This window comes from Streptomyces sp. NPDC045778, assembly GCF_056431945.1.
In genome coordinates, this window is record NZ_JBWKJZ010000019.1 from 82,339 (window position 1) to 100,114 (window position 17,776).

Consider the following 17,776-nt stretch of genomic DNA (forward strand, 5'->3'; position numbering starts at 1 on the left):
CCCTCGCCCCGCCCCTCGCCGAAGCGGGGCTCAGCCCTCCTTGCGGTGGTTCTGGAAGGGGTGCAGCAGGTCCGCGAGGTGCCAGTGGTGCTTGGCCGGGCCGGCGGCGGAGTCGGCGGGGCCTGCGGAGTCGTCGCTCGCCGGGACCTTCGTGGCCGACGGCGGATGCTCGGTGTGGGGCTGCCGGTGCAGGGAGTCGAGGGCGGACCGCACGGTCGACACCTGGCCCGCGCGCATGATCCGGACGACGTGGCCCCCGCAGTTCAGGCAGGTGGGCCGGGTGAGCGGGGACGGCACGCGGTGCCCGCCCGCCAGGTACGTCACGAACTCCTGCCCCCTGGCGTCCACGTGGTGCTCTATCTCGTACGACTGTTCCCAGCCGTGCCCGCAGCGCATGCAGGCGAACGCGTAGGACTCATGGACGACGTCGACAGCCGTGCGGTGACCGGTGTCTGCGATCTCACTCATGCGAGCTCCTCTTGTCCGCTGGACAAGCGCCACCGGCCCGGAGCGTCCTGCCCGGACCCGGGCCTGGCGGCGAGGGACGGGTGCGTCCCTGACAACCAGTGGACGCCTTTCCCGCAGCGAGTGCATCAGACCTGTGCACTGTTGGGCCCGATTTGGCATTCCCATAGGAATTCGGCCTGACGCGCGGCCCGCGCTTTTGCCTTTCACGATAGTCCTTTGCCAGGCGATGGGCCGCTCGGAGGAATAAAACCCCCGAGCCACGCACGGTCGGCGAAGGCGGAGAAAGCGCAGGCAGCACGCGTGTGCGCCGGTAACTCACGCCCCTGCGCACACGCTGTCGCACCCGTCCCGCGTCACGCCCCAGGCGCGTGCTTCGCCGCGACCACGGCGTCGAAAACGCGCCGCTTCGGCAGCCCGGCGTCGGTGGCCACGGCGGCGATCGCCTCCTTGCGCCGCTCCCCCGCCTCCTCACGCGCCCTGACCCTGCGCACCAGCTCGTCGTCGTCCAGCTCGTCGGTGCGCTCGGGGGCGCCGGACACCACGACGGTGATCTCGCCGCGCACCCCCTCGGCCGCCCACGCGGCCAGCTCGTCGAGGGGGCCCCGGCGGACCTCCTCGTACGTCTTGGTCAGCTCGCGGCACACGGCGGCCCTGCGCTCCGGTCCGAAGGCCTCGGCCATCGCGGCGAGCGCGTCGGCCAGGCGGTGCGGGGCCTCGAAGTACACGAGGGTGCGCCGCTCGGCGGCGGACTCGCGGAGCCGGGCGAGGCGCTCGCCCGCCTTGCGGGGCAAGAAGCCCTCGAAGCAGAACCGGTCCACGGGCAGGCCGGAGAGCGCGAGCGCGGTCAGGACCGCGGAGGGCCCCGGCACCGCGGTGACCCGGATGCCGCGCTCGACGGCGGCCGCGACCAGGCGGTAGCCGGGGTCGGAGACCGAGGGCATGCCCGCATCGGTGACGAGCAGCACCCGCGCGCCGCCGTCGAGCGCGTCGGCCAGCTCGGGCGTGCGCGCCGATTCGTTGCCCTCGAAGTACGACACCACGCGGCCGCCCACACTCACGCCGAGCGCCTGCGTGAGCCGCTTGAGCCTGCGGGTGTCCTCGGCGGCCACGACGTCGGCGCGCTCCAGTTCGGCCGCGAGCCGGGGCGGGGCGTCCGCGGTGTCGCCGATGGGCGTGCCCGCGAGGACGAGCGTGCCGGTGCCGTCGGGGGAGCCGCCGGGCGTGGGTCCTGCCGTGCCGTCGGGGCTTGAGTCTGCGCTTCCTGTCACGGTTCCATCCTCGCAGGGGCAGGGCGCGGGACTGTCACAGTCTGGTTCCCTACGATGGCGCGGTGACCAGTACCGCGTCGTCCCCGGACACCCGTGAGGGCCAGCAAGCCGAGGAACAGCAGCCGTCGCCCTGGCACCGCAGACTGCGCCGCTTCGGCTACGCGGCGCGGGCCGGAGGCGATGTGCGGGCGCGGCTCGTCCCGCCCTACGCCGAGCCCGGCTCGCGGATCTGGGCGGCGCTCGGGGTGCCGCCGCTGGCCGCGCGGCGGGTGACGCGCTGGTCCGGCTGGGGCGGCCCTGTCCTGGTGGCGCTCGTGGCGGGCCTGCTGCGGTTCTGGAACCTGGGCAGCCCGAAGGCGGTGATATTCGACGAGACGTACTACGCCAAGGACGCCTGGGCGCTGCTCCACCGCGGCTACGAGCTGAGCTGGCCCGACAAGATCAACGACACGGTCATCCAGCAGGGCGACTCCATCGCGCTGCCCACGGACGCCGCGTACGTGGTGCACCCACCCGTCGGCAAGTACGTGATCGCCGTCGGCGAATGGCTGTTCGGCTTCGACCCGTTCGGCTGGCGGTTCATGACGGCGGTGCTCGGCACCCTTTCGGTCCTGATGCTGTGCCGGATCGGGCGGCGCCTGTTCCGGTCCACGTTCCTCGGCTGTGTGGCGGGCGCGCTGCTGACCGTGGACGGGCTGCACTTCGTGATGAGCAGGACCGCGCTGCTCGACCAGGTCCTCATGTTCTTCGTGCTCGCCGCGTTCGGCTGCTTCCTGGTGGACCGGGACAAGGCACGCGCCCGGCTCGCGGCGGCGCTGCCGGTGGACGCGAGCGGCGTGGTCCGCCCGGACCGGCGCGTCGCCGAGACCGTGCGCCTGGGGTGGCGGCCGTGGCGCTGGGCGGCGGGGCTCTGCCTCGGCCTCGCCTTCGCGACCAAGTGGAACGGCCTGTACGTCATGGTGTTCTTCTGCCTGATGACGGTGGCGTGGGACGTGGGCGCGCGCCGGGTGGCCGGGGCGCGGCGGCCGTACGCGGCGGTGCTCAGGCTGGACGTGCTGCCCGCGTTCGCCGCGACGGTGCCGGTGGCCGTCGGCACGTATCTGCTCTCCTGGCTCGGCTGGATCCTCTCGCCGAGCGACGGCACCGGCGGCTACTACCGCGACTGGGCGGCGACGGCCGGCAAGGGCGGCAGCTTCACCTGGCTCCCCGACTGGCTGCGCAGCCTGTGGCACTACGAGAACAAGGTGTACGACTTCCACGTCGGCCTGTCCTCGCCGCACACCTACCAGTCGAATCCGTGGAGCTGGATCGTCGACGGCCGTCCCGTCTCGTACTTCTACGAGTCGCCGCTGCCCGGCAAGGACGGCTGCCCGGCCGACACCAAGGAGAAGTGCGCGCGCGAGGTCCTCGCGCTCGGCACCCCGCTGCTGTGGTGGGCTGCGGGGGCCGCGCTGCTCTACGTGCTGTGGCGGTGGTTCTTCCGCAGGGACTGGCGCGCGGGCGCGATCGTGTGCGGGATCGCGGCGGGCTATCTGCCGTGGTTCATGTACCAGGAGCGGACCATCTTCTACTTCTACGCCGTGGTCTTCGTGCCGTTCCTGTGCCTGGCCGTGGCGATGCTCATCGGCGCGCTGATCGGGCCGCCGGGCTCCAGCGAGCGGCGCCGGGTGGCGGGCGCGGCGGGCGCGGGCGTCCTGGTCCTGCTGATCTTCTGGAACTTCATCTACTTCTGGCCGATCTACACGGGCCAGGCCATCCCGATCGAGTCGTGGCGGTCGCGGATGTGGCTGGACACCTGGGTCTAGCGGGGCGGGGAGGCCGGGCGAGGGCGGGGGTCAGCGCACCGGGAAGCCGAAGGTGTAGCCCTGCCCCTTGAGCCAGGGGAGGAGCCGGCGCAGGGCCTCGACGGTCTCGGCGCGGTCGCCGCCCGCGTCGTGGAAGAGGAGGGTGGGGCCGTTGGACAGCTCCCGCTGGACGGTGGCGACGATGGCGTCGGCGCCCGGGTGCTGGAAGTCCTTGGTGTCCACGTTCCAGCCGAGCGGGCGCATGCCGCGGGAGGCGGCGAGCTTGCGGCTGTAGGGCGTGAAGGCGCCGCCGGGGGCCCGGTAGTACTGGGGCCGCACTCCCCCGGACGCCTTGGTGATCATGCGTTCGGCGTCGAGTATCTGCTGCGACTGGTAGGCCTGGGAGTCCTTGTCCATCGCGGTGTTGTGCGACACCGAGTGGTCGCACAGCCGGTGCCCGGCCGCGACGACCTTCTTCACCAGGTCCGGGTGGGCCTGCGCCTGCGTGCCCACCATGCAGAAGGTGGCCTTGGCCCCGTGCTGCCGCAGCAGGTCGAGCATCTGGGGGGTCCACTTGGGGTCGGGGCCGTCGTCGATGGTGATGTTGACGGCGCGCTTGCCCTGCTCCGAGGCGTGCGCGATGGTCTCCGACACGGGCTTGGCGGCGCCGCCCGGCGCGGCGGGGGCGGTCGCCTTCGGTGCGGAGTCCTCCGCGTCACCGGCCTGCGCGGTCCACACCGAGGCACCGGTGGCGAGCAGCACCACCCCGAGCGCCGCCCCGACCACCTTGCCGTACCAGCCCCGCCCACCGCTGTGCCGTGCCATGTCCGCCCCTCTCGCACAGTTCCACGCCTGATCCCCGGTCACCTCGCGACCGCCCGGCAAGATGAGGGACGGCGGCCGGAGGATCCCTCTGTTACCGATCACGGACAATTCCGCGAGAGTTCGCGGACAACTCCCCCCGGTCGGCGCCCGGAACCCGTCCGAGGGGGCGTCAGGCGCCCCCGCCCCAGCGGGGAGAATGCTGCGATGGATCAGGGCATCGCCGGACTGGCCGCGGGCATAGCGGGGCTCATCGGAGCTGGGGTAGGGGGACTCGCCACGGCCTACGGGGCGCGGATCGGCGCGCAGAAGACCATCGAGGCGGCGCGGACACAGGTCCAGGCCCAGTCCTCGGCCGACCACCAGCAGTGGGTCAGGGACCAGCGCCGCCAGGCGTGTACGGACATCTTCGACGCGTTCGGCCGGTACGTGCAGGTGGCGAGCGCCTGTGGCTCCCATGTCCGGGCCTCGCGCGTGCTGCCGGGCGACGAGATGGACGAGCTGTTCACGGCCACGCGCGAACTCCTGATCGTGTCGGGGCACTTGGAGCTGTGGGGGCCGGACGACATCGTCGCCGCCGGCAACAGGATCGCGAACACGGCACACGCCCAGCACGGCCTGTTCGCACGCTGGCTGCAAGCGTTCGAGTCCGGCGACGCGGAGGCCATGCGCGAGCAGGCGAGCCGGATCGACTCCGGCTGGGAGGGCCTCGCGCGGGCGAGGGCGGAGTTCACCACGGCGGTGCGGAGCCGGCTCGCGGATCCGGGCGGGGCGGGGAGCCGTGGGCCCGTGGGGAGCCCATGAGGGGGAGTCACGGCCCGCCGACGGCAGGGGAATCCACTTCTGGCCGATCCGTGTCCGTCAGGCGATTCTTTTTGGCCCATAGCGATCGAGAATGTGGCCGAACCTCCGCGGGTGGCGCGCCTCCCCCGGTGAAAGCCGGGGTGGGGCGGCCCCTCTGCTCCTAAAGTGAGGGCATTCCTGGGGAGGGAGCGCTTCATGCGCAAAGGGGTAAAGACCGTCATCGTGGGCGGGGTCTTCGCCGTCATGGTGGGGGGTGCCGGATACGGCACGTACAACGTGGTGAACGTGCTGAACGACGAGGGCGGTTCGGCCTCGGACACGGCGGCGGCGAAGAAGGGCCCGCCCGGCGCGGACGAGGTCCGCGACACCGCGAAGAAGTTCCTCGCGGCCTGGGCGAAGGGCGACGCGGACACGGCAGCGGTGTACACGGACAACGCGGAGGCCGCCGCGCCCGCCCTGACCGGCTACCGCGAGGACGCGCACATCCGCCGGGTGCGGCTGACCCCGGGCCCGATCAAGGGCACGCATGTGCCGTTCTCGGTCCGCGCGACGGTCTCGTACAAGGGCGCGTCCAAGCACCTGGCGTACACGTCCTCGTTCGACGTCGTACGCGGCCGGACGACCGGGCGGCCCCTCGTCGACTGGCAGGCGTCCGTCATGCATCCGCGGCTGCGCGCGGGCGAGAGCCTGGAGACGGGCGAGGCCGCGGCGCCGCCCATCAGGGCCGTGGACCGCGAGGGCAAGGTCCTGACGGCCGCCGCGTACCCCTCGCTCGCGCCGGTGATCGCGCAGCTGCGGACGGCGTACGGCGAGAAGGCGGGCGGCCGGGCGGGGGTCGAGCTGTATGTGAAGCGGGCATCGGAGGACGCCGGTACGACCACGCTGCTCACGCTCGCCAAGGGCAGACCCGGCACGCTGCGCACGACGCTGAGCGCCGCCGCGCAGCGGGCCGCGGAGGACGCGGTCGCCAAGTACCCCGAGTCGTCGGTGGTCGCGCTCAAGCCGAGCACCGGCGAGGTGCTCGCGGTCGCCAACCACCGTAAGGACGACTTCAACGCCGCCTTCCAGGGCGAGCTGGCGCCCGGCTCGACCATGAAGATCGTGACGGCGGCGATGCTCATCGACAAGGGCGTCACCAAGGCGAGCGGCCCGGCCCCGTGCCCGGCCACGGCGACCTGGCAGAGCCAGACCTTCAAGAACCTCACCGGGCTCGCGCCGAACGGCCGGGCCACGCTCGCGGACAGCTTCGCGCGCTCCTGCAACACCGCGTTCGTGAAGCTCGTCGACGAGAAGCCGCTCACCGACGCCTCGCTCAGCGAGGAGGCGCGGGACAACTTCGGCCTGGGGCGCGACGACTGGCGCACCGGCATCCCCTCCAAGGACGGCTCCGTGCCCGCCTCCACCGGGCCCGACCGGGCGGCGAACGCCATCGGCCAGGGCGAGGTGCAGCTCAACCCGCTGAACCTGGCGTCGGTGACCGCCACGGCGATGACGGGCGCCTTCCGCCAGCCCGTGCTCGTACCGAAGTCCCTCATCGACGGCGAACTGGCCACCGCGCGCGGCCTGTCCGGGACCACGGCCGCCCAGCTGCGCCAGATGATGCGGCGCACCGCGCTGTCCGGCACGGGCGCCCGGGCCATGGCGGGCCTCGGCCCCGACGTCGGCGCGAAGACCGGCTCGGCGGAGGTCGACGGGCAGGAGAAGCCCAACAGCTGGTTCGCGGGCTACCGCGGGGACGTGGCCGCGGCCGCGATGGCCCAGGAGGGCGGACACGGCGGCGACACGGCGGGCCCGATCGTAGCGGCGATCCTGCGAGCGACCCACTGAACGTGACCCCGGGGGGCGCGCCCCAAGGGGGGCGCGGGGAACTGCGCGCCCAGCCACGGACGTCCCGCAGAGCCCATCAACGCACAGCCCGATCCCACGACACTGCGCACCAAGCCCGGACGGGCGCCCGCTAGGTTGGGCCCTCGGTGAGTTGAGCAGAGGTGCGGCGGGGGCCGACGGGGAATCGCGGAGGGCTGGTTCGTGGGCAAGAGAAGACGTGTCGCCGAGGGCAAGAAGGTGCGTCCGGGCGTGCTCGGCGGGGCAGTGGTCGCCGTCGTGTGCGGCGTGGGCTTCGCCGCGTACGCCCTGGCGGGCGAGCCGGAGACGGACGGCTCCGGCGGCGCGGACGGCAAGCGCGTGGCGTCGGGCCCGCCGACGGCCGCGGAAGTGCGCACCACCGCGCGGGACTTCCTCGCGGCCTGGGCCGCGGGCGACGTGGACCGCGCGGCCGCCCTGACCGACGACCGCGAGGCGGCACGGGCGGCCCTGCGGTCGTACCGCGAGGACGCCCGTATGACGAAGGTGCGGCTCACGCCCGGCAGGCCGGAGAGCCGCAGGAGCGCGAAGGTGCCCTTCAAGGCCGCGGCGACGGTCTCGTACGAGGGAAACCGGAAGCCCCGTGACACGGTCCGCAAGCCCTACGCGTACGACTCCGCGCTGCGGGTCGTGCGCCGGGCGTCCGACGGCAGGACGCTCGTCGACTGGCGCCCGTCCGTCGTCCACCCGGAGCTGAAGCCCGGCGACCGCCTGGTCACCGGCGAGGCGGGCACGCCGCCGATCAAGGCCCTCGACCGCGAGGGCGGCGCGCTGACCGCCGCCAAGTACCCCTCGCTCGGTACGGTCCTCGACGGCCTGCGGGACAAGTACGGCAAGAAGGCGGGCGGCACCGGCGGCATCGAGCTGCGGATCGTCCGCAAGGACGCGCGGGACGCGGCGCGTACGAAGACCAAGAGCGACGACGCGAAGGTGAGCCCCGACAAGACGCTCCTGACGCTCGCGCCGGGCACCCCTGGCACGCTGAAGACCACGATCAGCCCCGCCGTGCAGGCGAGGGCCGAGCGGGAGACGGCCAAGCGGAAGCGGGCGTCCGTCGTGGCGGTCAAGCCGAGCACCGGCGAGATCCTGGCCGTCGCCAACTCAAGCCCCGGCGGCTTCAACACGGCCTTCCAGGGCTCGCTCGCGCCCGGTTCCACGATGAAGGTCGTCTCGGCCTCGATGCTCCTGGAGAAGAAGCTCGCGGGCGTCGACAAGAAGCACCCGTGCCCCAAGTACGAGACGTACGGCGGCTGGAAGTTCCAGAACGACGACAAGTTCCAGATCAAGAACGGCACGTTCCGGGCGAGCTTCGCGCGGTCCTGCAACACGGCCTTCATCAGCCAGGCGAAGAAGCTCTCCGACGACGACCTGACGAAGCAGGCCCGCGACGTCTTCGGGCTCGGCAACGACAACTGGTCGATCGGCGTGTCCTCGTTCGACGGCGCGGTGCCGGTGCAGTCGGACGCGCAGATGGGGGCGTCGCTCATCGGCCAGGGCGGAGTGCGGATGAACCCGCTGAACATGGCGTCGGTGGCGGCGACGGTCAAGGCCGGCACGTTCCGGCAGCCGTACCTGGTCTCCCCCGCCCTGGACAAGCGGAAGCTCGCGACGGCCGCGCGGAAGATGTCCCCGGCGACCGCGTCCGCCCTGCGTGAACTCATGCACCACACGGCCGTCGCGGGCACCGCCGTCAAGCCGATGTCGGGCCTCGGCGCCGACTCCGGCGCGAAGACCGGCTCCGCGGAGGTCGACGGCCAGAAGAAGCCCAACGGCTGGTTCACCGCCTACCGCGGGGACCTGGCCGCGGCGGCCGTGGTGCAGGCCGGCGGGCACGGCGGCGACACGGCGGGGCCCGTGGTGCGGGCGCTGCTGCTGGCCGGGCGCTAGGGCTCGTCCCGCGGCTCTGCGGGGCGGCCCGTCCGCTCCGCGGACACCTGGTCGCGTGGCACGTACACGCACCGCTAGCGTGCGCCGCATGAGTACTTCTGCCAGCGACGCGTACGACACCGGCGGTTCACCCGCGCGCCCCCGCTCCGCCCGGGCACCGCGGTTCCCCGACCGGGCCCGGGCGGCCGGAACCGCCCGGTGACCCCGCTGGTCGCCGCGGCCGTGCTGCTCGCCGCCGTCACGCACGCCGCCTGGAACGCGCTCGCGCACCACATCACCGACAAGCTCGTCGGCTTCACGCTGATATCCGGCGGCGGCGCCCTCATCGGCCTGCTGCTCACCCCCTTCGTCGCCGTGCCCCACGCGGGGGCCTGGCCCTGCCTGCTGCTCTCCGCCGTCCTGCACGTCGCCTACTACGCGCTGCTCATGTGGTCCTACCGGCTCGGGGACTTCGGGCAGGCCTACCCCATCGCGCGCGGCACCGCGCCGCTGGTGGTGACCGTGCTCGCGGCGGTGTTCGCGGGCGAGGTGCCCGGCGGGTGGCAGGCCGCCGGGGTCGCCGTCTGCTCGGCCGGGCTCACCGGGCTCGCCCTGTGGGGCATCCGGGGCTCGGGGCGGCGGCCCGACTGGACCGCGCTCGGCGCCGCGCTCGCCACCGGCGTCTCCATCGCGGCGTACACCGTCGTGGACGGGCTCGGGGTACGGGCGTCCGGCTCGTCCCTCGGCTACATCGCCTGGCTGATGCTCGTGCAGGGCACGGTCGTGCCGCTGTACGCGCTGTGGCGGTGGCGCGGCGGGTTCGTGGGGCGGCTGCGGCCGGTGGCCCTGCTCGGGCTGCTCGGCGCGGCCCTCTCCGTCAGTGCGTACGCGCTGGTCCTGTGGGCCCAGACGCGGGCCGACCTCGCGCCGATCTCCGCGCTCCGGGAGTCCTCGATCATCGTGGGGGCGGGGATCGGAGCGGTGTTCTTCAAGGAGCGCTTCGGGGCACCGCGGATGCTGGCCGCAGGCGTGATGGTGGCGGGGATCGGGCTGATGCTGCACGCGGGCTGACCCCTGCCGGGGGTTCTCCTCGGGCCCGCCCCTTCCCGATTCCTGGGGGCTCCGCCCCCAGGCCCCCGGTCCTCAAACGCCGGAGGGGCTGAGAACTCTGCCGCGAGCGGCACCATCCAGCCCGTCCGGCGTTTGAGGACGAGGCGCGGAGCGCCGATAGAGCGGGGGCACGGGGGCGGCAGCCCCCGGATCGGGAAGGGGCGGGTCTGGGGCGTCCCGCGCGGGTTACGCCGGCACCGTGCGCAGGGCGCGGAGCACGGCCTGGGGGCGGGGGTCCGCTGTGATGCCCTTGGCCATGGTGTGGGTGACGTAGGCGAAGGCCAGGCCCGAGTCCGGGTCGGCGAAGGCCAGGGTGCCGCCGCGGCCGGGGTGGCCGAAGGAACCCGGGCCCAGGAGCGGGGCGGCGGGGCCGTGGAGCATGTAGCCGAGGCCGAAGCGGGTGGCGGTGACGAGGACCCGGTCCGGCCCGGCGGACGCCTCGCCGCGCGCGAGGGCGAGGGTGCCGGGCTCGAAGAGGCGCCCGCCCCCGGCGACGTCCCCGATGAGCGCGGCGTAGAAGCGGGCGAGCCCGTCGGCCGTGGCGATGCCGTTCGAGGCGGGAAGGGAGGCCGCGCGGTAGCCGGGGTCGTTCTCGTCGGGCGGCGGGTCGATGACCGCGAAGGCGCGCCGGGTCAGGGACGCGGGGTCCGCGTACGCCGCCGCGACCTCCGGCTTCGGCCGCACGCGCAGGCCGCCGCGCCCGGTGTCGGCCGTGAGCCGCCCGAGCCGCCCGACCCGGGAGGCCCGCGCGTCGGGGAGCCCCAGCCACAGGTCGAGGCCGAGCGGCTGTGCGACCTCGTCCGCGATCCAGTCGCCGATGGCGCGGCCGGTGACGCGGCGCACCAGCTCCCCGGTGAGCCAGCCGAAGGTGTGCGCGTGGTAGCCGTGGTCGGTGCCCGGCTCCCACGCGGGCGCCTGCGCGGCGACGACCGCGGCCGCGAGGTCCGGCGAGTACGCCTCGGCGGGCGTCAGGGGCTGGTCGAGGACGGGGACCCCGGCCCGGTGGGCGAGCACGTGCCGGACCAGCGCCCGCTCCTTGCCGCGCGCCTTGAACTCCGGCCAGTACGCCCCCACCGGCGCGTCCAGGTCGAGCCGGCCGCGCTGGTGCAGCAGGAGCAGCGCGGCGGCGGCCACGCCCTTGGTGGCCGAGCGGACGATCTGGGCGGTGCCCGGCTCCCAGGGGCCGTCGCCGTCGAAGTCCCGCGTGCCGCCCCACAGGTTCACCACGCGCCGCCCGTCGCGGTACACGACGACCGCGGCGCCGCGCTCGCCGAGCGCGGTGAAGGTGCGTCCGAAGGCGTCCCTGACCGGTTCGTACCCGGGGGCGACCGTGCCGTGCACGTCGATGCCCGCCCCTGCCGCAGCCCCTACCTCAGCGTCCATACCTGAGCCAACCACCGTGTGCCGCCGAAGATTCCACTAGCGTGCTGCCCCCGCTGTCTTCGGATCGAAGCCGAAGGGAAGTTCGAGGCGGTGGCTGCGCATCAGCTCCTCGTCCGCGAGCAGCTCCCCCGTGGCGCCGTCGGCCGCGATCACGCCCTCGCTGAGGACCAGCGCCCTGGGGCACAGTTCGAGCGCGTACGGCAGGTCGTGCGTGACCATCAGGACGGTGACGTCCAACGCGCGCAGGATGTCGGCGAGTTCGCGGCGCGAGGCCGGGTCGAGGTTCGAGGACGGCTCGTCCAGGACCAGGATCTCCGGCTCCATGGCGAGGACCGTCGCCACGGCCACCCGGCGCCGCTGGCCGAAGGAAAGGTGGTGCGGCGGGCGGTCGGCGTACCCCTCCATGCCGACCTGGGCGAGCGCCTCGCGCACGCGTGCTTCGAGCCGGGGGCCGCGCAGGCCCGCCGCCGCGGGGCCGAAGGCGACGTCCTCGCGCACGGTGGGCATGAAGAGCTGGTCGTCCGGGTCCTGGAAGACGATGCCGACCTTACGGCGGATCTCCGCCATGTGCCGCTTGCCGACCGGGAGTCCGGCCACGGTGACGGTCCCGGCGCCCGCGGTGAGGATGCCGTTGAGGTGGAGGACGAGCGTCGTCTTGCCCGCGCCGTTCGGGCCGAGCAGGGCGACGCGCTCGCCGCGCGTGAGGGTCAGGTCCACGCCGAAGAGGGCCTGGTGTCCGTCGGGGTAGGCGTAGGCGAGGCCGGAGACCTCCAGGGAAGCGGTCACAGAGTCCATCCCAACAGGCAGACGACGAGGGCGGTCGCGGGCAGGGCGAGGGCGTACGACCACTGGGCGCGGCTCGCCGTCGCCTCGTCGACGGCCGGCATGGAGCCCGTGTAGCCGCGGCTCACCATGGCCAGGTGCACGCGCTCACCGCGTTCGTACGAGCGGATGAAGAGCGCGCCGGCCGACTTGGCGAGCACGCCCCAGTGGCGGACGCCTCTGGCCTCGAAGCCGCGGGACTCGCGCGCGACGCGCATGCGGCGCATCTCGTCGGCGATCACGTCGCCGTAGCGGATCATGAAGGAGGCGATCTGGACGAGGAGCGGCGGGAGTCGCAGGCGCTGGAGGCCGAGGAGCAGTTCGCGCAGCTCGGTGGTGGCGGCGAGCAGCACGGACGCGGCGACGCCGAGGGTGCCCTTGGCGAGGACGTTCCACGCGCCCCACAGGCCGCTCTCGCTGAGCGAGAGGCCGAGGACGTGCACGTGCTCGCCCCGCGCGACGAAGGGCAGCAGCAGCGCGAAGCCCACGAAGGGGATCTCGATCAGCAGCCGCTTCAGGAGGAACAGGGGCGGTACGCGGGCCGCGTACGCCACCGTCGCGAGCAGGGCCGCGTACGCCGCGAAGGCCCAGACCGCCTCGCGCGGGGTGGAGACCACCACGACCACGAAGCAGAGGACGGCGGTGAGCTTGGCGTGCGGCGGCAGCGCGTGCACCGGGGAGTGGCCGTGGCGGTACAGGCGGTGGGCGTGGCCCGCGCCCACGTCAGGCGTTCCCGGCGGGCGCGGAAGGTCCAGCGGACGCGGAAGGTCCGGCGGGCTCGGAAGGTCCGGCGGGCCCGGCGGATCCGGCAGGCCCTGTGGGCGTGGCTGGCGTGGCGGGCTCGGTCGTGTCGGCCGGGCCGGTGCCCCGCGCCTGTCGCCTGCGCACCGCCCAGAAGACGCCGGTGCCCGCGACCACCGTCACGCCGACGCCGATGACGCCCGCGAGGCCGCCGGAGAGGCGGGTGTCGGTGATGCCCTCCACGCTGTAGTCGAAGAAGGGCGAGTCCTTGGCCGCGTGCTCCTCCTCCTTGCGGTCCATGCCCTTGTCGCGGGCGACCTTCTCCAGGCCGTCCGGGTTCGTGGAGGCGTAGAAGGAGACGAATCCGGCGAGGACGAGGGAGGTGAGCAGGCCCGCGGCCCACAGCTTGCGGTGGGAGCGGGCCGCCGCGGGCGCGGGGGCCGGGGCGGCGGGCGCGTCGACGAGTGCGCCGCCCACGCGCAGCTTGAGCGGGGCGGTCAGGCCGCGCGCGCCGTGCACGAGGTCGGGCCGCACGGCGATCACCGCGCCGACCGTGAGCGCCGTGATGGCGGCCTCGCCGACGCCGATGAGGACGTGCACGCCGATCATGGCGGTGGCGACCTTGCCGATGGGCACGTCGGTGGTTCCGCCGACGGCGTAGAGGAGGGTGAAGGCGGCGGCCGCGGCGGGCACCGAGAGCAGGGCGGCGGTGAACGCGGCGGCGGTGAGCGAGCGGCGGCCGCGCGGCAGGACCTTGGCCAGGCCCCGGAAGACCGCGTACGCCACGACCGTGGTGACGACGGCCATGACCATGATGTTCACGCCGAGTGCGGTCAGGCCGCCGTCCGCGAACAGGACGCCCTGCATCAGGAGCACCACGGACACGCACAGGACCCCTGTGTAGGGGCCGACGAGTATCGCCGCGAGGGCACCGCCCAGGAGGTGGCCGCTCGTGCCCGCGGCGACGGGGAAGTTCAGCATCTGCACGGCGAAGATGAAGGCGGCGACGAGACCGGCGAGCGGAGCCGTGCGTTCGTCCAGTTCACGGCGTGCGCCGCGCAGGCCGACGGCGACGGCACCCACCGCGGCGACACCCGCGGCGGCGGATACGGGAGCGTTGATGAATCCATCGGGGACATGCATGCGGGCGCTCCTGGAAAGGTGCATGTCGTGAGCGTGGGGAGGCACTCACGCGAAATGAGCGGTTCGCTCCCGAGCGGGACGCTCGTGAACCTTTCAATGATGTGCGCTGTTGCGAAATGGTCGCAAGAGCGTACGAGCACCAATACGCGCCCCCACCCGCGCCTGGGAACAGCGCCTCCCCCACACCTCGATATCCGTACATATGGGACATTGGGGAGAGGGCATCCGCAGACGTGCGGGCCGGGACGACGAGAGGACAGAGCCATGTCAGCGGTCGAACAAGTCACCCGGGCCCACATCGTCACCGACTCCCCCGACGACCACGTGGTCGTCCCCGTCGCCCTGCGGTACGACCCGGAGGCCGATCCGCGCTCGGTACGCATCGGCCTGCCCGGCTCGGTGGCCGGGGACGGCCCCGGATCACCCGACTGGGTCCTCGACCGCGACCTCCTGGAGCGGGGTCTGCGGGCCCCGGCGACCGGCGGGGACGTGCGGATCTGGCCGTGCGGGCGGGTGCAGGCGGTCGTGGAGTTCCACACGGCGGACGGCGTGGCGGTCGTGCAGTTCGACTCGTCCGCGCTGGTGCGCTTCCTGCGTCGTACGTACACGGCCGCCACGCCGGTCAGTCACTGAGCGCCCCAGGGAGGGCGCGGGCGTCACACGCCCACGGGCTCCCGCTCACGGTCGCCGCCGGCCGGGGGCGCCATGTCCTTCAGACCCTCGCCCTCGACGTCGACGTTCGGCAGCGCCTTGTCGAGCCGGCGCGGCAGGCTCCAGGCCCTGCGGCCGAGGAGCGCGAGCACGGCGGGGACGATCGCCATGCGCACGATGAAGGCGTCGAAGAAGACCGCGATCGCGAGGCCGAAGCCGATCATCTTGACCATCTGCTCGCTGGAGCCGATGAAGCCCGCGAAGACGGCGATCATGATGACGGCGGCCGCCGTGACGACCCGCGCGCCGTGCTTGAAGCCGGTGACGATCGCGTCCTCGGGGCTCTCGCCGTGGACGTACGCCTCACGCATGCGGGTCACCAGGAACACCTCGTAGTCCATCGCGAGGCCGAAGACGACGCCCACCATGAAGATCGGCATCATGCTCATGATCGGGCCGGTCTGCTCCACGCCGAACAGCGAGCCGAGCCAGCCCCACTGGAAGACCGCGACCACCGCGCCGAGCGCGGCGAGCACCGAGAGCAGGAAGCCGAGCGCCGCCTTGAGCGGGACCAGGATCGAGCGGAAGACGACGATCAGAAGCACGAAGGCCAGGCCCACGACGAGCGCGAGGTAGGGGATCAGCGCGTCGTTGAGCTTCTGCGAGACGTCGATGTTCATGGCGGTGGAGCCGGTGACCATGACGTCGGCGCCGCTGTCGGCCTTGACGTCCTTCGCCTCGTCGCGGATGGCGTGGACGAGGTTCTCGGTGTCGGCGCCGCTGGGCTTGGAGGACGGCACGACGCTGATGATCGCGGTGTCCCCGGCCTTGTTGAACACGGGCGGGCTCACGGTGAGCACGTCGTCCAGGCCGCCGATCTTCTTGGCGACGGCCGATGCCTCGCCCTTGGCGTCCTTGACGCCCTTGAGGTCGGTGACGGTCATCAGCGGGCCGTTGTAGCCGGGTCCGAAGCCGTCCGCGATGAGGTCGTAGGCCTTGCGCTGGGTGGTGGAGGTGGGCTGCGCGCCGTCGTCGGGCAGGCCGAGTTCGAGGCTCGCGACCGGCACGGCGGCGGCGCCGAGGCCGAGCACGCCGAGCAGCAGGACGGCGAGCGGACGGCGGACCACGAAGCGGGCCCAGCGGGTGCCGAGGTTCTCCTTCGCGGGCGCCGCGCCCTTCTTGCGGGCGCCGAGCAGCTTGCCCTTCTCGCCCGCGGGCCTGACCTTGCGGCCCGCGTACCCGAGCAGCGCCGGGACCAGGGTGAGCGCGATCAGGACCGCGATGGCGACCGTGCCGGCCGCCGCGACGCCCATCTTGGTGAGCATCGGGATGTTGACGACCGCGAGGCCGACGAGCGCGATGACCACCGTCAGACCGGCGAAGACCACGGCGGAGCCGGCCGTGCCGACGGCCCGGCCCGCCGCGTCCTCGCGGTCGCGGCCCTCGGCCAGCTCGGCGCGGTAGCGGGAGACGATGAACAGGGCGTAGTCGATGCCGACCGCGAGGCCGATCATCATGGCGAGCGTCGACGTGGTCGTGCCGAGGTCGAGGGCGCTGGCAAGGGCGGCGATCGAGGAGACGCCGATGCCGACGCCGATCAGGGCGGTGAGCAGCGGAAGCCCGGCCGCCACCAGCGAGCCGAAGGTGATGACGAGCACGACGGCCGCGACCGCGATGCCGATGATCTCCGTGGCGCCGGTGTGCGGCACTGCCTGGAGGGCGTCGCCGCCGACCTCGACGGTCATGCCGCCGGTGCGGGCGGCGTCGGTGGTCTTCTCCAGGGCGTCCCGGCTGTCGTCGCTCAGCTCCATCGACGTGACCTTGTACGTCACCGAGGCGTACGCCGTGGTGCCGTCCTTGGAGACGGCCTTGGCCCGGAACGGGTCGTCGGCGCGCGCCACTTCGTCGGAGCCGGACTTGAGCGCGGCCACGGTCTCGGTGATCGCGGCCTTGTTGTCCGGGTCGGTGACCTTCTCCCCGTCCGGGGCCTTGAAGACCACGCGGGCACTGGCGCCGTCGGCGCTGGCCTCGGGAGCGCGCTTCTCCAGGAGGTCGAAGGCCCGCTGGGCCTCCGTGCCCGGGATCGAGAAGGAGCTGGACGCGGCGGTCGGCGCCGAGGCGGCGCCGACTCCGGCGAGGGTGAGCAGCGCCACCCATATCAGGGCGACGAAGTGCCGTCGCCGGAAGGCGATTCGGCCCAGTTTGTACAGGAACGTGGCCACGAGGGGTACTCCCGGTCAGGTCGTGGGGTGGCTACAGGGCAGGGGAGATCGGCCCGACGACGTGAGCGGCTCGCGTCAGGTGGAACGTTCTTCGAGGGGGGCCGGGGTCAGACGCCGAGGGCGGGGAGGATCACGGCGTCGATGTACGTGACGAGGAACTCCTGGTCGACCGTGCGCTCCTCGATCAGCTCACGGGCGGCGAAGCCTCCGACCAGCATGTGGATGACGTACTCCAGAGCCGGGTTGTCCGCGGCGACCTCGCCGCGCTCCACCGCGCGCCGCAGCATCGCGTCGAGCCCGGTCAGCTCCGGCTCGATGAGCAACTGGCGCAGCGCCTGGTGGAGTTCGGGATTGCCGTGGATGGCGTGGAACAGGCCGCGCATCAGGGCGTGGTCCTGCTCCATCTTGCAGTTGTCCTGGAGGGTCGCCATGCGCATGAGGTCGCCGCGCAGCGAGCCGGTGTCGATGTCCACGAGGGACGCCGGCTTGTTGTGCCTCAGCGCCCGCGCCACCAGCTCCGGCTTGCCGCCCCACTGGCGGTAGAGCGTGGCCTTGCTGGAGCGGGTGCGGGTGGCGACGGCGTCCATGGTGAGGCTCTCGTACCCCACCTCGCGGAGCAGGGCGAGCACGGCCTCGTACAGCTCCGCCTCGCGCTCGGGCGTGATCCGGCTGCGCCGCGTCGTCACCGTGGCCGCTTCCGCCATGACCCTCACCCTTCCGTCGTCGATCGCTCTCGTACTCTACGCGGCTCCGCTATCGAAACGAAACGGTTTCGTACGTGTACTGGGTCACAGGGGCACGTGCCCCCGCCCGGCGCGGCTCCTGCGCG

The 17,776-nt window shown here is 73.1% G+C and carries 15 protein-coding genes; 6 read left to right on the forward strand and 9 right to left on the reverse strand.

The window, feature by feature from the left end; all coding sequences use genetic code 11:
• Positions 1–30: 30 nt before the first annotated feature.
• Together AC07GB_RS24015 and rsmI are read right to left on the reverse strand one after the other, a co-directional pair.
• Complete coding sequence (locus tag AC07GB_RS24015; protein ID WP_478848653.1) at positions 31–468, reverse strand: hypothetical protein; 438 nt, start codon at positions 466–468, stop codon at positions 31–33.
• Positions 469–821: 353 nt separating this feature from the next.
• Positions 822–1,637: a 16S rRNA (cytidine(1402)-2'-O)-methyltransferase gene (gene rsmI, locus AC07GB_RS24020; protein WP_478848794.1), complete on the reverse strand. Its 816-nt coding sequence runs from the start codon at positions 1,635–1,637 to the stop codon at positions 822–824.
• Positions 1,638–1,798: 161 nt separating this feature from the next.
• Here rsmI and AC07GB_RS24025 point away from each other — a divergent pair, with 161 nt between their 5' ends.
• Complete coding sequence (locus AC07GB_RS24025; RefSeq protein WP_478848655.1) at positions 1,799–3,541, forward strand: dolichyl-phosphate-mannose--protein mannosyltransferase; 1,743 nt, start codon at positions 1,799–1,801, stop codon at positions 3,539–3,541.
• Positions 3,542–3,571: 30 nt separating this feature from the next.
• On the opposite strand, the gene AC07GB_RS24030 is transcribed toward AC07GB_RS24025, so the two are convergent.
• The gene (locus AC07GB_RS24030) at positions 3,572–4,345 is read right to left on the reverse strand and encodes a polysaccharide deacetylase family protein (protein WP_478848657.1); all 774 of its coding nucleotides are present in this window, start codon (positions 4,343–4,345) and stop codon (positions 3,572–3,574) included.
• Positions 4,346–4,549: 204 nt separating this feature from the next.
• Here AC07GB_RS24030 and AC07GB_RS24035 point away from each other — a divergent pair, with 204 nt between their 5' ends.
• The 4 genes from AC07GB_RS24035 (at position 4,550) to AC07GB_RS24050 (ending at position 9,946) form a co-directional block, all read left to right on the forward strand.
• Positions 4,550–5,146 carry a hypothetical protein gene (locus AC07GB_RS24035; protein WP_478848659.1) on the forward strand — a complete coding sequence of 199 codons (597 nt, stop codon included), beginning with the start codon at positions 4,550–4,552 and terminating at the stop codon, positions 5,144–5,146.
• Positions 5,147–5,341: 195 nt separating this feature from the next.
• The gene (locus AC07GB_RS24040; protein ID WP_478848661.1) at positions 5,342–6,973 is read left to right on the forward strand and encodes a penicillin-binding transpeptidase domain-containing protein; all 1,632 of its coding nucleotides are present in this window, start codon (positions 5,342–5,344) and stop codon (positions 6,971–6,973) included.
• 201 nt (positions 6,974–7,174) lie between these two features.
• Entirely contained in the window at positions 7,175–8,896 is a 1,722-nt protein-coding gene (locus AC07GB_RS24045) for a penicillin-binding transpeptidase domain-containing protein (protein WP_478848663.1), read from the forward strand.
• Between the two features lie 198 nt (positions 8,897–9,094).
• Complete coding sequence (locus AC07GB_RS24050; RefSeq protein WP_478848665.1) at positions 9,095–9,946, forward strand: EamA family transporter; 852 nt, start codon at positions 9,095–9,097, stop codon at positions 9,944–9,946.
• 225 nt (positions 9,947–10,171) lie between these two features.
• Here AC07GB_RS24050 and AC07GB_RS24055 read toward each other — a convergent pair whose 3' ends face one another.
• The 4 genes from AC07GB_RS24055 to AC07GB_RS24070 are packed head-to-tail and all read right to left on the reverse strand — an operon-like array spanning position 10,172 to position 14,074.
• A complete protein-coding gene (locus tag AC07GB_RS24055; protein ID WP_478848667.1) occupies positions 10,172–11,368 on the reverse strand; it encodes a serine hydrolase domain-containing protein in 1,197 nt (398 codons plus the stop codon).
• A 36-nt stretch (positions 11,369–11,404) separates the two neighbouring features.
• Positions 11,405–12,163 (reverse strand): energy-coupling factor ABC transporter ATP-binding protein, encoded by a 759-nt coding sequence (locus tag AC07GB_RS24060; RefSeq protein WP_478848669.1) that lies wholly within the window; start codon positions 12,161–12,163, stop codon positions 11,405–11,407.
• A complete protein-coding gene (gene cbiQ, locus AC07GB_RS24065; RefSeq protein WP_478848671.1) occupies positions 12,151–12,912 on the reverse strand; it encodes a cobalt ECF transporter T component CbiQ in 762 nt (253 codons plus the stop codon). Before cbiQ ends, AC07GB_RS24060 begins: the two co-directional genes overlap by 13 nt.
• Position 12,913: 1 nt before the next feature.
• On the reverse strand, positions 12,914–14,074 hold the full coding sequence (locus tag AC07GB_RS24070) for an energy-coupling factor ABC transporter permease (protein WP_478848673.1): 1,161 nt from the start codon (positions 14,072–14,074) through the stop codon (positions 12,914–12,916).
• A gap of 264 nt (positions 14,075–14,338) precedes the next feature.
• Here AC07GB_RS24070 and AC07GB_RS24075 point away from each other — a divergent pair, with 264 nt between their 5' ends.
• Positions 14,339–14,707: an SsgA family sporulation/cell division regulator gene (locus AC07GB_RS24075; RefSeq protein WP_478848675.1), complete on the forward strand. Its 369-nt coding sequence runs from the start codon at positions 14,339–14,341 to the stop codon at positions 14,705–14,707.
• A 23-nt stretch (positions 14,708–14,730) separates the two neighbouring features.
• Here AC07GB_RS24075 and AC07GB_RS24080 read toward each other — a convergent pair whose 3' ends face one another.
• Together AC07GB_RS24080 and AC07GB_RS24085 are read right to left on the reverse strand one after the other, a co-directional pair.
• On the reverse strand, positions 14,731–16,947 hold the full coding sequence (locus AC07GB_RS24080; protein ID WP_478848677.1) for an MMPL family transporter: 2,217 nt from the start codon (positions 16,945–16,947) through the stop codon (positions 14,731–14,733).
• Positions 16,948–17,054: 107 nt separating this feature from the next.
• Complete coding sequence (locus AC07GB_RS24085) at positions 17,055–17,651, reverse strand: TetR/AcrR family transcriptional regulator (RefSeq protein WP_478848679.1); 597 nt, start codon at positions 17,649–17,651, stop codon at positions 17,055–17,057.
• Positions 17,652–17,776: the final 125 nt, after the last annotated feature.

Excerpts from the sequence above, each read along its gene's own strand:
- AC07GB_RS24015 (WP_478848653.1), bottom strand. The coding sequence starts at position 468 with ATGAGTGAGATCGCAGACACCGGTCACCGCACGGCTGTCGACGTCGTC.
- AC07GB_RS24030 (WP_478848657.1), bottom strand. The coding sequence starts at position 4,345 with ATGGCACGGCACAGCGGTGGGCGGGGCTGGTACGGCAAGGTGGTCGGG.
- AC07GB_RS24035 (WP_478848659.1), top strand. The coding sequence starts at position 4,550 with ATGGATCAGGGCATCGCCGGACTGGCCGCGGGCATAGCGGGGCTCATC.
- AC07GB_RS24040 (WP_478848661.1), top strand. The coding sequence starts at position 5,342 with ATGCGCAAAGGGGTAAAGACCGTCATCGTGGGCGGGGTCTTCGCCGTC.
- AC07GB_RS24055 (WP_478848667.1), bottom strand. The coding sequence starts at position 11,368 with ATGGACGCTGAGGTAGGGGCTGCGGCAGGGGCGGGCATCGACGTGCAC.
- AC07GB_RS24060 (WP_478848669.1), bottom strand. The coding sequence starts at position 12,163 with ATGGACTCTGTGACCGCTTCCCTGGAGGTCTCCGGCCTCGCCTACGCC.
- AC07GB_RS24070 (WP_478848673.1), bottom strand. The coding sequence starts at position 14,074 with ATGCATGTCCCCGATGGATTCATCAACGCTCCCGTATCCGCCGCCGCG.
- AC07GB_RS24075 (WP_478848675.1), top strand. The coding sequence starts at position 14,339 with ATGTCAGCGGTCGAACAAGTCACCCGGGCCCACATCGTCACCGACTCC.
- AC07GB_RS24085 (WP_478848679.1), bottom strand. The coding sequence starts at position 17,651 with ATGGCGGAAGCGGCCACGGTGACGACGCGGCGCAGCCGGATCACGCCC.